This is a genomic window from Lentzea sp. HUAS TT2, assembly GCF_051853195.1.
Classification (GTDB): domain Bacteria; phylum Actinomycetota; class Actinomycetes; order Mycobacteriales; family Pseudonocardiaceae; genus Lentzea.
Genome location: NZ_CP196667.1, coordinates 2,214,302 through 2,227,033, shown reverse-complemented (window position 1 = coordinate 2,227,033; position 12,732 = coordinate 2,214,302). Strand labels below are relative to the sequence as shown.

Sequence of the window (12,732 nt, the reverse complement as noted above, 5' to 3'; positions counted from 1 at the left end):
ACTCGGTGACGGGTTCGCGGGGCTCGATCTGCGCTCGGTGAAAGTTGAAGCCGGCTTCCGCCAGCGCAGATCGATCGCGTGGGAACGTTCCGCTCGTCTCTCGCGTCAACGTCCCGATTCTCGAATGAGTCACACGCTTTGCAGCGGCGGGTACGGCTCATCGGGGTTTGACGGGGGCGTGAGCTTGGCGTTGAGCGCCTGAGCTTCCTGAAGCTGGTCTTCCAGGGTGACGATGCGGCACGCCGCATCCAGTCCCGTGCCCTGGTCGACCATCGCACGCACACGGGCGGCCAGACGCAGTTGGTGACGGCTGTACCGGCGGTGGCCGCCGGCCGAGCGCTGCGGCTCGATGAGCTTCGCCTCGTCCAGGCTGCGCAGGAAGTTCGCTGAAGTGCCGAGCATTTCCGCGGCCCGGCCCATCGAGTAGGCGGGGTAGTGCTCGTCGTCGAACTTCTCCGCAGTGGTCTGCGGTTCGTTGTTCACAGACTCGTTGCTGTCTGGGGTCATCGCGCCTCCGCGTCACGAGGGGCCCCGGTGCCGTAGCACCGGGGCCCCAGGGTTGTTGGGTTTCACTTCCACCTAGCCGACCGTGAGACCGGCTTCCTCTGTCCGCATGCCCCGTACTAGAAGCGGGCTCTGCGGGGATCGCATGTGCTTAACCGAAGACCACCTTCCAATCTGATGGAACTGCGGTACCCGTCCGGCCGAGTTCAGCCGAAGGCGGGCGATCCGATGGTGTGCAACCCGTCCCTTCTCCTCTGATTACTACTTTCGTTCCTCACGTGGCTGTCGGCACCGGACCTCATGCACCTGCCGGCTTCAACGCACCGACTGCCCTCGGTCACCTGCCAGAACCCCTTCCACTGATCGGCTCCGGCACATCTGACCGTCCTGCACTTGCAACTCGTACTTCAACTGCGTACTGCACTTGCTGATCACTCGGCCGTCGGCTCTGGTCTTGCGTACTGCTGACCGACCGCCCTTGGTCACCTGCCTGGAGCCCTCGAACTACTGCTCCGGCACACCTGACCGTCCTGCGTTCATCTCACGGGTAGTTCGTCATCTCCCGTGCCATGTTTTCTCTCGTCGAACAAGAAGAACTCTACACATGCCTGGAAGAGAATGTCTACCTCGGCGAACATAGATTTCCTCGTTCGGGTGACGTAGGTGCGCTCACCTGGCCTGATCCGGTCAGGCTGCCGTGCATGCGTGTCTGCACCTGGGCCTTGCGCCGCCGGAGCAAGGCGCGAACGACGAACCCCACGATGCTCCTAGCTCGACGGTGTTCTGTCTGCGCAGCTGAATAATGGTCAATCAATCCAGATTGATGTAATTTAGACGCGTGGTCGTCGACCGTCGAAGTCCGGGCCCGCCGCAGTTCCTCCGCCTGGCTGGGGAGCAGCTGCGCTGGAACCTGCTGCGTGAGCTGGCCAGGAGCGACCAACGGGTCAGCGACCTGATCACCGCGGTGGGCCAGCCGCAGAGCCTGGTGTCCTACCACCTGCGCAAGCTGCGCTCGGGAGGCCTGGTCTCCGGCCGCCGCAGCTCCGCCGATGGCCGCGACACCTACTACCGCCTGGAGCTGGGCCGGTGTGCGGAGCTGCTCGCCGACACGGGACTGGGCCTGCATCCGGCCTTGGAACTCGTACAGCCGGCACCACCGGCGGGGGAGTCGGTGCGAGGCAGGGTGCTGTTCCTGTGCACGGGCAACAGCTCCCGTTCCCAGATGGCCGAAGTGCTCCTGCGTCACCGTGCGCCGCACGTCGAGGTCGCGAGCGCGGGCAGCCACCCGAAACCACTGCACCCCAACGCGTTCGCGGTGATGCACGAACACGGCATCGACCTGTCCGGGCATCGCAGCAAGCACCTCGACGAGTTCGCCGGGCAGCGCTTCGACCACGTCATCAGCCTCTGCGACAAGGTCCGGGAGGTGTGTCCGGAGTTTCCCGGCCATCCCGGCCTCGTGCACTGGAGCATGCCCGACCCCTCCGCGGCAGGTGGCACCCCCGAGGCCGGCTACCTCGCCTTCCGTCGGACCGCCGACGAGCTGACGACCCGAATCGGGTTCCTGCTGCAGAACCTGGCCCACTCACAGGAGACGCGATCATGACTGAGGACCTCGCGCACGTGCGCTACCTGGTCGACGACGTCCAAGCCGCAGTCGACTTCTACACCACTCACCTCGGGTTCACGCAGCGTTCGTCGGCGGCTCCGGCCTTCGCCGACGTCGTGCGCGGGCCGTTGCGGTTGTTGTTGTCCGGCCCGACGAGTTCCGGCGGGCGCCCCATGCCGGACGGTGAGGTTCCCGAGGCAGGGGGCTGGAACCGGATCCACCTCGTCGTCGACGACCTGGACGCCGAGATCGTCCGGCTGCGTCAGGCCGGGGTCCGCTTCCGCAACGACGTCGTCAGCGGGCCCGGCGGCCGCCAGATCCTGCTGATCGACCCCGCCGGAAACCTCGTGGAACTGTTCGAGCCGCGCCGTTGACCACACCACAGCCGGCACTCACGTACGCCGTCCCGCGCCCCTGGTCGGCATGATCGAGCTTCAGCCCTCCAACGCCCACCGGACGTACCGCGTCGAAGCGCCGAAACCGGCCCGCTCGAAGATCCCGAACGCACCGGTGGAGTTCGCCGAGTCCACGCTCAACGAAGCGCGGTCATAACCCTGGTCCACAGCGGCCCGCAGCGCGTGGCCGAGCAGAGCGCTGGCGACCCCCTGCCTCCGGTGCTCCGGCAGCGTTCCGATCACCATGAAGTGTGCGTCACGAACACCAGTGGCCTCGGTGTCGGCCTCCCAGTTCATGGTCACCAGCACCCCAACCGCGGCCCCGCCGGCACCCCGCAGCAGAAAGCTCATCGCGGGCCGGAACGTCTGATTGGTGATCTTGTTCTTCCAGAGCTCCACAGGCATGGGCGTCGACCCCCAGTTCCCGCGGTACGCCTCGTTGCGCACCAGCCGGAACTCCTCGTCAGCAGCCTCGGACCAAGGCTCGATCGGCAGCCCGTCAGACGTCCCAACGCTCTGCAGCGAGTGCTCCATGCGCTGGAAATACCGAACCGGCGCGAAGCCCTCGGCACCGAGAAGCTCAGGCAGCCCCGAGATGTGCTCGGCCTTGTGGACGTTGATCGCCAGCTTCAGCGTCGGATGATGCAGTGCATGCAGGACGCGTGCCGACGCGATGCCGGCCCGTACCAGCCGCGTACCGATGCCCTGACGGCGATAGGAAGGGTGAACACCGCCATCCAAGGAGACACCGTGGACCTCTGAGGCGGTCGGCCGGTACTGGATCTTCATGTACCCGACCATGAGGTCGCCGTCGAAGACCGCGAGGCTTCCGCGCTCCAGGTCCACGTAAGGATCGACCAGCTCGGTGAGGGTGTCCTCCGCCGTGTAGTTCTCGCCGATCTTGTCGGCGGTCTCCATCGCGTTGAGGAGGTCGGCCGACGTCTGCGCGTCGTCGCGAGTGAGCGGTCGCCACGTGAGGCCTTCAATCATGCGCCCGAACGTAACCACGCAAGCGCGCGCCGTCGCGCCAGTTTCGCGCCAGTGAAAGCCTGGCCGCATGGATGCCCGCATGATCGCCGCGGAGGCCCTGGGCCGCGATCCCGGCCCGCTGACACCAGTGGACAGCAGATCGCACCACGTCCACGCAGGCGCGGACATCATCGTGAAGCTCATCCCAGCGAACGACCACAACAGGCTGAACCGGGAGATCGCGCTCGCCGAGCACCTGCCACCGAACCTCACACCCCCACTGCTGGCGAGCGGGCAACTGAACGACATCCGGTACGCCTGCTACACCCGCGCCCCAGGCACCACACCCGGCATGGGCCTCCCCAACCTCGACGAACGAACCGCGCTGGTCCTGGCCCAGCAAGCGATCCAACGCCTCAACACCCTGCACGCCTGGACACCACCGGAACCCGCCAGGCAGGTCCTGTCCGAGGTCCTGGACCACGGCGGCTTCACCGGCAGACAAGCGCTGACAGCCCGAACCGAGAACCTCGTCCCGCCGAGCGTCCGAGAAGGCCTGAAACAAATCGCGGCACGCGCGCCAGAGCACGCCCAGAACGCCACCCCGGTCCACGCCGACTGCCACTGGGGCAACTGGCTGGCGAACGGCACCGAACTCACCGCACTGCTGGACTTCGAGTGGGCCCGCTTCGGCGATCCGCTGGACGACTGGTTCTTCCTGGCCAGGTTCAGCGGCCCGCACATGCACGCCGTGCTCGACCTGATCGCCGACACGACCGGGATCCCCCTGGACGTCCTCCGCGTCGAGTGCGAGGTGCGCGAGGCGTCGCACCTCATCGCGGACCTCCCCTTCGACCCGGAAGGGGTCCTGAAGCTCCTCGAACAGCTCGTGGCCGGCATCTGGTGGCCGCAGTAGCTTCGGACGGTGCCCAACATCCTCGCGATCGGTTTCGATCCCCACACGATCCCCGGCTTCGACCCCGCGCCCGTCGCCGCCGGCATCGAGCAGGCCAGCAGGAAGTTCGTCGAGCTGGGGATCGCGGAAGACCTCCTCCTCATCGACTTCGACGAACTGGACGGACGCGCCCAGGCCAAGCTCGTCGAGAAGCTCCAGGGCAGGTCGTACGACGCCGTCCTGGTCGGCGGCGGCATCCGCAAGGGACCGGGTCTGCTGGAGCTCTTCCAGATCGTGGTCAACCTCGTGCACTGGCATCAGCCGGACGCCGCGATCGCCTTCAACGACAGCCCGGACTGGGTCCTGAAGGCCCTCGAACAGCGACGCGGCCGCTAGAACAGCAGCTGGGGCCAGAAGCCGAGCAACGGCGCCGCCACCCACAGCGCGACGAACCCGAAGGCGGCCACCGCGGCGGTGGCCAGCCGTCCTCGCCTGCGCTCGCGGAAGAACTCCACCCCGCCGTAGATCAGGAACGCCGAGCAACCCGCCACCAGCACCAGGGTCGGGATGGGCGCCGCCTCGTACGCGGCAACGACGAGCAGACCGGCAACGGCGACGAACACGAGCGCGGCAACGGCGAGGAGCAGGTCGGAGAGCTCCGAACCCAGCTCGCGCCCCCACCACCGCAGCGAACGCCGCAGTCTCGACGGCACGGCCGAGAACCAACGGTGGAACTGCCTCTGCCACCAGGGACGCGCAGCCTCCTGGCGGGCCTGCAGCACGGCCTCCCGGGCTGCCTGGCGGCGCGCGGTCTGGTCATCCATCTGGAACCCCCAATTGGAGTGAACCGCCGACGCGGTCTCTCCGTACCCCTCTTCAGATTAAGAAAAACGCTGTCCAGCGATCAAGTCCCCGCAGGTCAGCACCCCGCACCCCGATAAAGCTACGAAGCGTGACCGCATCACTCGATCGCGTGGTCGTGGACGTAACCCATAACAAGAGCCGGGCTAGCAGCGAACTAACAGACAGCTCCGCCAGTTCGTCAGGAGGCAACGATGGACTTCAGCAGGACGCCAGCGACTAGCTGACTGTCTGTCAGCGACGGATAGCCCAACTCATCGGAAACGTGACGAGAGTCACCCAACGGGCGCTCAAGCTTGCCTGCGCTCGTGACGCGAGGTTACGTTCTCGCCCGCCGATAACGGTTTGGTCACCGGCAGGACACAGGAGCCGCAGCACTAAGGGTCCAAAGTCCCCCGGAAACCCCCGCCCGGGTTTGCCGGAGACCAAGCTCCCCGACGCAGGAGGCTCCCCCTTGGCCCGGCACAGCAAAGCCGATGGCCGAACCGTGTACACGGTCGTGCCCAGACAGGAAGTCAAGCCCGGCGCTCACCGCGTCGAGGACGACAAGGTTCCGCTTGCTCACCGTGTGAGCGCGATCGTCGTCGCAGCAGGTGTCGCCGCCGGCACCGCCGCCATCGCCAACGCCGCCACCAGTGGCTCCTCGACCGAACTCGCCGCGGGTGCGGCCGAGCTGGGCGCTCTCCCCGACCAGCAGGTCAAGAACATCCAGACGGTGCACGACGTGAACCCGGGCAGCCAGGTCGGTCGTCTCCTGCAGTTCCAGCAGATGTACGCGCAGCAGACGTTCGAGCAGGCCACGAAGGTCGCCGCGGACGCACACGCTCAGCGCGAGGCGGCCGCCAAGGCCGAGGCCGAGCGTCAGATCGAGATGCGCAAGCCCGCGAAGCAGCGCGAGGTCGAGGGCTGGATCAAGGAAGCCATCAAGGTCCTGCAGGCCAACGGCACCAACATCGACAACGGCAGCGTCGACGAGATCTACACGATCATCATGAAGGAGTCGAACGGCAACCCCAACGCCGTCAACAACTGGGACTCCAACGCGATGCGCGGCACGCCGTCCAAGGGCCTGATGCAGTGCATCGACCCGACGTTCCGCGCCTACAAGCTGGCCGGTTACGACAACATCCTCGCGCCGGTCGACAACATCATCGCGGGCGTTCGCTACACCTACGCGCGCTACGGCGGCTTCCACAACCACCCCGGTCTGGTCAGCATGGGCCTCGGTGGCGGGTATCTGGGGTACTAAAGAAGCCAAACTCGCCGTGTCGGGGTGCGCAAAACCTATCGGCGGACGATGCTGTCAAACAGGTTCACCCACAAGCATGGCGGCCCTAGCGGGCACACGCCCGGTAGTGCTCCCATCGAACGCGATCCCCGAACGCAGGGAGTGGCCGATGAACGAGCAACAGGCACGCGACGACGAGCTGGAGAAGATCCGCTCGGAGGCGACGAGCTGGCTGGCCAAGATGGCCAAAGGCCAGCAACGCCCCAAAGTCGAGCAACGGCAGCCTGAGCACGACGCCATGACACCCGCGAAGAAGTAGGAAGAAGAAGCACCAGCGCCTCGGCTACGGCCGGGGCGCTTCTGCTTGGAAGGCCGACCACAGCAGGTTCAGAGGGTGATCGGCCGGATGCTTCGACAGCTCATCCGTTCGGGCGAAAACGCCCACAAGCCGCTCCAGCGAGTCATCTGCGAGCTCGACGACGCGGAGGCCCCCGCCCTCCCGGAGCTCGTTGTTCGACGCCACCACGCCCAAACCAGACGTCACGATCATGGCTCCCTGGACGAGGTTGGAGCGCAGCAGCGAGATGCCGTACTGGATCTCGTCGATCTCGGCCGCGATGTCGAGCCCCTGCCGGTAGTCCTGCCCGAACCAGCCCCGCAGGAACTCCGCGATCAACCCCGCCCCCGGCACGACCAACGGGACCGACCTCAGCTGAGGTACCCGCACGCGTTCGCCGACAACCGTCTCCGGCAGGTTCGTCAGCAACGCGAGCCCACCGCGGCGCCACTCGATCACGTCGAACTCGGGCCGCTCCCAGCCCGCGCCGGCCCGCGTCACGACGCTGCCGCACACGACGTCGACCTCCCGCGTCTCCAGCTTCGCCCAGATGTCCTTGGTGCGGATGTGCACGACCTTGAGGTCCACGTCGCGCTCGCGGAACTCGTCCGCCACGTGGTGCCAGGCCTTCGCGAGCGTGTCCAGCATGTATCGCGTCGTGCCCACGGTGACGGTCGTGCCGAGCTTGCGGCGGCACTCGTGAATTCCGTCGAGCCACTCCGCGAGCGTCTCCCGCGCCAATTCGACGAGCGACTCACCAGTGGGCGTGAACAGCACGTCTTTTCCGCGGCCCTGCTTCACCACGAGCGCTTCGCCGCACAGTTCCAGGAAGTTCCTGTTCAACGTGTCGAGCTGCTTCTGCACGCTCGACTGCTCGCGTCCCAGCGCCCTGGCGGCGCGTAGGGCCGAACGGGTCTCGTGCACCGTCAGCAGGGTCCTGAGCTGGTCCATCGTGGTATCCAGTAGTGCACCGGGCATGTTCAGCAAACGGTGCAGCGAGGTGCTGGTGGGAAGCACCAACTGGGACGAGCCGGACATCGAGACCCTCTCTGATGTTCTGTCGATCAGTTGAACTGAACTTGACCGCATTTCGCCGACAAATTATCTGCAGATCCTGTTGGCAAATCCCTGGACAGCTATAGCCCGGTGTACAAAGCTATATCCGGCGACCATGCGTGGGAGCCGATTCCGGGGGGAATCATTGGGGGGTGGGGGTCCGCAGGTGCAAGCCGGCGGGCCCCCAAGTATTACCCTCAGCCGTTGTGACGGCTTCCGCTCGCCTGGAATGGGGCACCACCTACCAGGTCACCGTGCTCGAACTCGGACTCGCCTGCTGCGGAGTCGAAGTGATGGCAGCTCTCGACCGCCTTCCAGGCCTCGGCGTGACGCCTGTCGACGGCGCGGGTGAGGCGCACGTCCTCATCGTCTCCGGCACGGTCACGGACGTCATGTTGCCCGCTGTCCTCCGCAGTTTCGAGGCCATGCCCGAACCTCGTTACGTGATCTCCGTGGGCGCCTGCAGCAACACCGGCGGCCCGTACTGGGATTCCTACAGCGTCACCAAGGGGATCGACCAGGCCCTGCCGGTCCACGTCGCCGTTCCCGGCTGCCCACCGCGGCCGGAAGCGCTGCTCGAAGGCCTCAAGGCGCTGCACCGGCTGGTGAACGCGTGACGACCCCGAAGACCGCGTTCGGCCAGACCGTTCACCACGTGGAGCTCGCCGGCTGGCTGGCCACCGCGACCGAACACCACCAGGCAGGCCGCGTGATGTTCGACTGGCTCGGCGTCGAGGACGCGGGCAGGCCGGGCGCCGCGGGTCAGCGCCACGCGGTGTTCCTGCACGTCATCGACCCGGACACGCGCGAGGGCGTGATGCTGCGCACCGAGTTGGGGGAGACCGACGCGCTGCCGAGCGTCGCCCACCTCTGGAAGGGCGCGCGGTGGCACGAGCGCGAGGCCGCGGAGATGTTCGGCATCGAGATCGACGGCGAGCATGAGCACCTGCTGCTGCCCGAGAGCTTCCAGGGCCACCCGCTGCGCAAGGACTTCGTGCTCGCCTCCCGCGTCGTTCGTCCCTGGCCGGGCGCGCTGGAGCCGGGCGAGGACAACGCGAGCGCGCCGAGCCGCCGCCGCACCGCACCACCTGGCGTTCCGGACCCGTCCTGGGGCCCGCGCCGCGAAGAGGAGAGCACGTCGTGACGAACCTTCCACCGCGCACGCGGGGCGTCATCGCGCTGCTGGAGGCGAACTGCACGGTCTGCATGATCTGCGCGCGCGAGTGTCCTGACTGGTGCATCCACATCACGTCGCACACCGAGGTCGAGGAACAGCCCGGCAGCGCCCGCCCGCGCAGCCGCAACGTGCTCGACCGGTTCGCGATCGACTACGGCCAGTGTCTGTACTGCGGCATCTGCGTCGAGGTCTGCCCGTTCGACGCCCTGCACTGGGCGCCGGAGTTCGGTTATCCGGGCACGGGCTCGATCGACGGCGAGGGTGCCGTCGCGGAGCTCGTCCACGAACGGGACGTGCTGTCCACCTGGGTGGAGAAGGTCCCGCCGCCGCCCGCGCTCGACCCGGCCGCGGAGGCCGCGCCCGAAACGGCCACAGGAACCGGACGACGGCCTGGTTCGTTGAGGGGTAGGACGTGAAACCCGGAGGCGAAAACCGTGCACAAGCACTTCAACGGGTTGAAGACGGCCGTGCTGCTCGGCGGGATGAGCGCGCTGATCGTACTGATCAGCAGCCTGTTCGGCCGGACGGCACTGGTCATCGGCCTGCTGTTGGCCTTGGGCGTGAACGCCTACGCGTACTTCAACTCTGACAAGCTCGCGCTGCGTGCGATGCGGGCGGTCCCCGTGTCGCAAGTGGAGCAACCACAGCTCTACGCCATCGTGCGCGAGTTGTCGCAGAAGGCGCGCCAGCCCATGCCCAGGCTCTTCCTGAGCCCGACGATCGCGCCGAACGCGTTCGCGACGGGCCGCAACCCGCGCAACGCCGCCGTGTGCTGCACCACGGGCATCCTCGACCTGCTCGACGAACGCGAACTGCGCGCCGTCCTCGGCCACGAGCTCTCCCACGTCTACAACCGCGACATCCTGATCAGCTGCGTGGCCGGCGCGCTGGCCGGCGTGATCACGATGCTCGCGAACCTCGCCCTGTTCGCCGGGATCTTCGGCGGCGCCGACTCCGACGACGACGGCCCCGGCCCGCTGGGCCTGCTGCTGGTCGCGTTGCTCGGCCCGATCGCGGCCACCGTCGTGCGCCTGGCCGTGAGCCGCTCACGCGAGTTCCAGGCAGACCAGTCGGGTTCAGAACTCACCGGCGACCCGCTGGCGCTCGCGAGCGCACTGCGCAAGATCGACCTGGGGACGCGGGCGGCGCCGCTCGCACCGGAGCCGGGGGTGGTGTCGCAGAGCCACCTGATGATCGCGAACCCGTTCCGTTCGGGGGAGCAGTACGCGAAGTGGTTCTCGACCCACCCGCCGATGGCCGACCGCATCCGCAGGCTTGAAGAGATGGCGCGCCGTTAACGCCCTGCCGACGCCACGGCCATGAGGTACTCGCCGTACCCGGACTTGCCGAGCTTCTCGCCGAGCGCGTAGCACTCCTGCGCGGAGATGAAGCCCATGCGCAGCGCGACCTCCTCGGGACACGCGATGCGCACGCCGGTCCGGTGCTCCAGCACCTGCACGAACTGCCCGGCCTCGAGCAGCGAGTCGTGCGTGCCGGTGTCGAGCCACGCGAACCCGCGGCTCAGGTCCACCAGCCGCGCCCGCCCCTCGCGCAGGTAGTGCAGGTTGACGTCGGTGATCTCCAGCTCGCCGCGAGGCGACGGCTTGAGGTTCCGCGAGATGTCCACCACGCCGTTGTCGTAGAAGTAGAGACCGGTGATCGCCCGGTTCGACCTCGGCTCCTTCGGCTTCTCCTCGATGGACAACAGCTTGCCGGTCGAGTCGACCTCGCCCACGCCGTACCGCTCGGGATCCTTCACCTGGTAGCCGAACAGCACGCAGCCGTCCAAAGAGGACGCGTGCTGCTGCAGCGTGGTGGAGAAACCCTGGCCGTAGAAGATGTTGTCGCCCAGCACCAGCGCCACATCGTCGTCACCGACGAAGTCAGCGCCGATGATGAACGCCTCAGCGAGCCCGTTCGGCGCGGCCTGCTCCGCGTAGGCCAGCTCCATGCCCCACTGGGACCCGTCGCCGAGCAACCGCCGGAACTGCGGCAGGTCCGTGGGCGTGCTGATGATCAGCACCTCCCGGATGCCGGCCAGCATGAGCACCGACAGCGGGTAGTAGATCATCGGCTTGTCGTACACCGGCAGCAGCTGCTTGGAGACGGCCTGCGTGATCGGGTGCAGGCGCGTCCCACTGCCACCGGCGAGGACGATGCCCTTCACCGGTAGTTGGTGAACTGGAGGGCGATGCCGAAGTCGGAGCTCTTCAACAGCGTGATGACGTCCTGCAGGTGGTCCTTCTTCTTGCCGGACACCCGCAACTGGTCACCCTGGATCTGCGCCTGAACGCCCTTGGGCGCCTCGTCGCGGATCTTCTTGGCGATCTCCTTGGCCTTCTCGGACGTGATGCCCTGCACGAGATTTCCCGTGACCTTGAACACCTTGCCGGAGATCGCGGGCTCACCCACCTCGAACGCCTTCATCGAGATGTTGCGCTTGACCAGCTTCTCCTGGAAGACGTCGATCGCCGCCTTGCAGCGCTCCTCGGTCTCCGAGGTGAAGGCGATCGCCTCCTCGCCTGCCCAGGCCACGGTGGTGTTGGTACCGCGGAAGTCGAAGCGCGTGCTCAGCTCCTTGGAGGCCTGGTTGAGCGCGTTGTCGACCTCCTGCCGGTCCACCTTGCTCACCACGTCGAACGACGGGTCCGCCACGACTTCACTCCTCAACGGTCTCGGGTTCACAGCCAGCGTCGATGCTACTGGGGTACCCCGATTTGGGGCCTCCCGGCGGGGTTATGTATTGTTCTGCCCGCACCGTTACGGCGGTGTGGGGCGGGTTGCCCGAGCGGCCAATGGGAGCGGACTGTAAATCCGTCGCGAAAGCTACAGAGGTTCGAATCCTCTACCCGCCACGCAGGACTGATGGGCCTCTGACCGAACAGGTCAGGGGCCCATCGTCGTACGGACTCGAGGGGGCTCTCAGTGCGCACGCAGATGGCGACAGAAGCCGGCAGAACGACGGCGCCGAGCGAGGACCGGGCGCTTGTCGGCCCGAACCTGCTCGCCGTGCTCGACGGCGTGACGGCGAAACCCGAGACCGGGTGCGAGCACAGCGTCGGGTGGTTCGCCGACCAGCTCTCCGCGGAGATCCTGCGGTTCGCCCACCTCGAACCGGCCGCCGCACTCGCCGAGGCCGTCGCGCAGGCCGCTGAGCTGCACTCCGGCACGTGCGACCTCGATCATCCGGACTCGCCGAGCGTGGCGATCGCGATGGTGCAGACCAAGGACGACGTGCTGCGGTACCTGGTGCTGGGCGATGCCACGGTCGTCGTCGACACCAAGAGCGAGCTGCTCGTGGTGAGCGATACGCAGACCCAGCGCACGGCCGGTGCGAAGGTCGACGACGTCGCGCACGCGCTTACTGGTGAGGTGCCGTTGCAGGACGTTCGGCGCGTTGCCGTGCTGTCTGACGGGGCTGCTCGTGCGGTCGACCTGTTCAATCTCTTCGATTGGCGTCAGGCGCTCGAACTGATGGCGGCGAACGGGCCGGACGACCTCATCCGGAAAATGCGCGCGGTCGAAAAGGAAGACGCAAAGGCCGTTGATTGGCCGCGCACGAAGATTTCCGACGACGCGACTGTCGTGTACCTCGACCGGTGACGGCCGGGCTGTCCGCGCTCGACGCTGTTCTGCGGAAAGCGTCGAGCGTTCGTTTCGCCGAGGTCAGCTGGTCTGACGAGGTGGTCGAGGCGGTGCTG

General features: G+C 66.9%; 16 protein-coding genes, 1 tRNA gene and 1 pseudogene. 12 read left to right on the top strand and 6 right to left on the bottom strand.

Annotated elements, in window-relative coordinates:
- Nucleotides 1-129: 129 nt before the first annotated feature.
- Nucleotides 130-507, bottom strand: coding sequence for a MerR family transcriptional regulator (locus tag ACSHWB_RS10995; RefSeq protein WP_439661947.1), 378 nt, complete (start codon nt 505-507; stop codon nt 130-132).
- A gap of 835 nt (nt 508-1,342) precedes the next feature.
- Between ACSHWB_RS10995 and ACSHWB_RS10990 the strand changes: the two genes are divergently transcribed.
- Nucleotides 1,343-2,110, top strand: coding sequence for an ArsR family transcriptional regulator (locus ACSHWB_RS10990; RefSeq protein ID WP_439661946.1), 768 nt, complete (start codon nt 1,343-1,345; stop codon nt 2,108-2,110).
- Nucleotides 2,107-2,487, top strand: a complete 381-nt coding sequence (locus ACSHWB_RS10985; protein ID WP_439661945.1) for a VOC family protein — start codon at nt 2,107-2,109, stop codon at nt 2,485-2,487. The genes ACSHWB_RS10990 and ACSHWB_RS10985 overlap by 4 nt, the downstream gene beginning before the upstream one ends.
- A gap of 60 nt (nt 2,488-2,547) precedes the next feature.
- Here ACSHWB_RS10985 and ACSHWB_RS10980 read toward each other — a convergent pair whose 3' ends face one another.
- Entirely contained in the window at nt 2,548-3,498 is a 951-nt protein-coding gene (locus ACSHWB_RS10980) for a GNAT family N-acetyltransferase (protein ID WP_439661944.1), read from the bottom strand.
- 67 nt (nt 3,499-3,565) lie between these two features.
- On the opposite strand from ACSHWB_RS10980, the gene ACSHWB_RS10975 reads away from it, so the two are divergent.
- Together ACSHWB_RS10975 and ACSHWB_RS10970 are read left to right on the top strand one after the other, a co-directional pair.
- Nucleotides 3,566-4,393 carry a phosphotransferase gene (locus tag ACSHWB_RS10975; protein ID WP_439661943.1) on the top strand — a complete coding sequence of 276 codons (828 nt, stop codon included), beginning with the start codon at nt 3,566-3,568 and terminating at the stop codon, nt 4,391-4,393.
- 9 nt (nt 4,394-4,402) lie between these two features.
- The gene (locus ACSHWB_RS10970; RefSeq protein ID WP_439661942.1) at nt 4,403-4,768 is read left to right on the top strand and encodes a hypothetical protein; all 366 of its coding nucleotides are present in this window, start codon (nt 4,403-4,405) and stop codon (nt 4,766-4,768) included.
- Here the strand turns inward: ACSHWB_RS10970 and ACSHWB_RS10965 are convergent.
- Nucleotides 4,765-5,196 carry a hypothetical protein gene (locus ACSHWB_RS10965; protein ID WP_439661941.1) on the bottom strand — a complete coding sequence of 144 codons (432 nt, stop codon included), beginning with the start codon at nt 5,194-5,196 and terminating at the stop codon, nt 4,765-4,767. The genes ACSHWB_RS10970 and ACSHWB_RS10965 overlap by 4 nt on opposite strands.
- A gap of 935 nt (nt 5,197-6,131) precedes the next feature.
- Here ACSHWB_RS10965 and ACSHWB_RS10960 point away from each other — a divergent pair.
- A pseudogene (locus tag ACSHWB_RS10960) lies at nt 6,132-6,482 on the top strand (transglycosylase SLT domain-containing protein); the annotation flags it as partial.
- Nucleotides 6,483-6,630: 148 nt separating this feature from the next.
- Nucleotides 6,631-6,780, top strand: coding sequence for a hypothetical protein (locus tag ACSHWB_RS10955; protein ID WP_439661940.1), 150 nt, complete (start codon nt 6,631-6,633; stop codon nt 6,778-6,780).
- 24 nt (nt 6,781-6,804) lie between these two features.
- Here ACSHWB_RS10955 and ACSHWB_RS10950 read toward each other — a convergent pair whose 3' ends face one another.
- The gene (locus ACSHWB_RS10950) at nt 6,805-7,749 is read right to left on the bottom strand and encodes a LysR family transcriptional regulator (RefSeq protein ID WP_439661939.1); all 945 of its coding nucleotides are present in this window, start codon (nt 7,747-7,749) and stop codon (nt 6,805-6,807) included.
- Nucleotides 7,750-8,060: 311 nt separating this feature from the next.
- Here ACSHWB_RS10950 and ACSHWB_RS10945 point away from each other — a divergent pair, with 311 nt between their 5' ends.
- From ACSHWB_RS10945 to htpX, 4 genes are read left to right on the top strand one after another with little or no spacing between them, the layout of a single operon-like run.
- Nucleotides 8,061-8,471: an NADH-quinone oxidoreductase subunit B gene (locus ACSHWB_RS10945; RefSeq protein ID WP_439661938.1), complete on the top strand. Its 411-nt coding sequence runs from the start codon at nt 8,061-8,063 to the stop codon at nt 8,469-8,471.
- A complete protein-coding gene (locus tag ACSHWB_RS10940) occupies nt 8,468-8,998 on the top strand; it encodes an NADH-quinone oxidoreductase subunit C (protein ID WP_439661937.1) in 531 nt (176 codons plus the stop codon). The genes ACSHWB_RS10945 and ACSHWB_RS10940 overlap by 4 nt, the downstream gene beginning before the upstream one ends.
- Entirely contained in the window at nt 8,995-9,447 is a 453-nt protein-coding gene (locus ACSHWB_RS10935) for a 4Fe-4S binding protein (RefSeq protein WP_089915449.1), read from the top strand. Before ACSHWB_RS10940 ends, ACSHWB_RS10935 begins: the two co-directional genes overlap by 4 nt.
- Nucleotides 9,448-9,465: 18 nt before the next feature.
- Nucleotides 9,466-10,329: a zinc metalloprotease HtpX gene (gene htpX / locus ACSHWB_RS10930; protein WP_439661936.1), complete on the top strand. Its 864-nt coding sequence runs from the start codon at nt 9,466-9,468 to the stop codon at nt 10,327-10,329.
- On the opposite strand, the gene rfbA is transcribed toward htpX, so the two are convergent.
- Both rfbA and ACSHWB_RS10920 read right to left on the bottom strand, forming a co-directional pair.
- Nucleotides 10,326-11,198: a glucose-1-phosphate thymidylyltransferase RfbA gene (rfbA, locus tag ACSHWB_RS10925; protein WP_439661935.1), complete on the bottom strand. Its 873-nt coding sequence runs from the start codon at nt 11,196-11,198 to the stop codon at nt 10,326-10,328. The two genes, htpX and rfbA, sit on opposite strands and share 4 nt — an antisense overlap.
- Entirely contained in the window at nt 11,195-11,686 is a 492-nt protein-coding gene (locus tag ACSHWB_RS10920; RefSeq protein WP_439661934.1) for a YajQ family cyclic di-GMP-binding protein, read from the bottom strand. The genes rfbA and ACSHWB_RS10920 overlap by 4 nt, the downstream gene beginning before the upstream one ends.
- 119 nt (nt 11,687-11,805) lie before the next feature.
- Here ACSHWB_RS10920 and ACSHWB_RS10915 point away from each other — a divergent pair.
- A tRNA-Tyr gene (locus ACSHWB_RS10915) sits at nt 11,806-11,886 on the top strand.
- A gap of 70 nt (nt 11,887-11,956) precedes the next feature.
- A complete protein-coding gene (locus tag ACSHWB_RS10910; RefSeq protein ID WP_439661933.1) occupies nt 11,957-12,634 on the top strand; it encodes a protein phosphatase 2C domain-containing protein in 678 nt (225 codons plus the stop codon).
- Nucleotides 12,635-12,732: the final 98 nt, after the last annotated feature.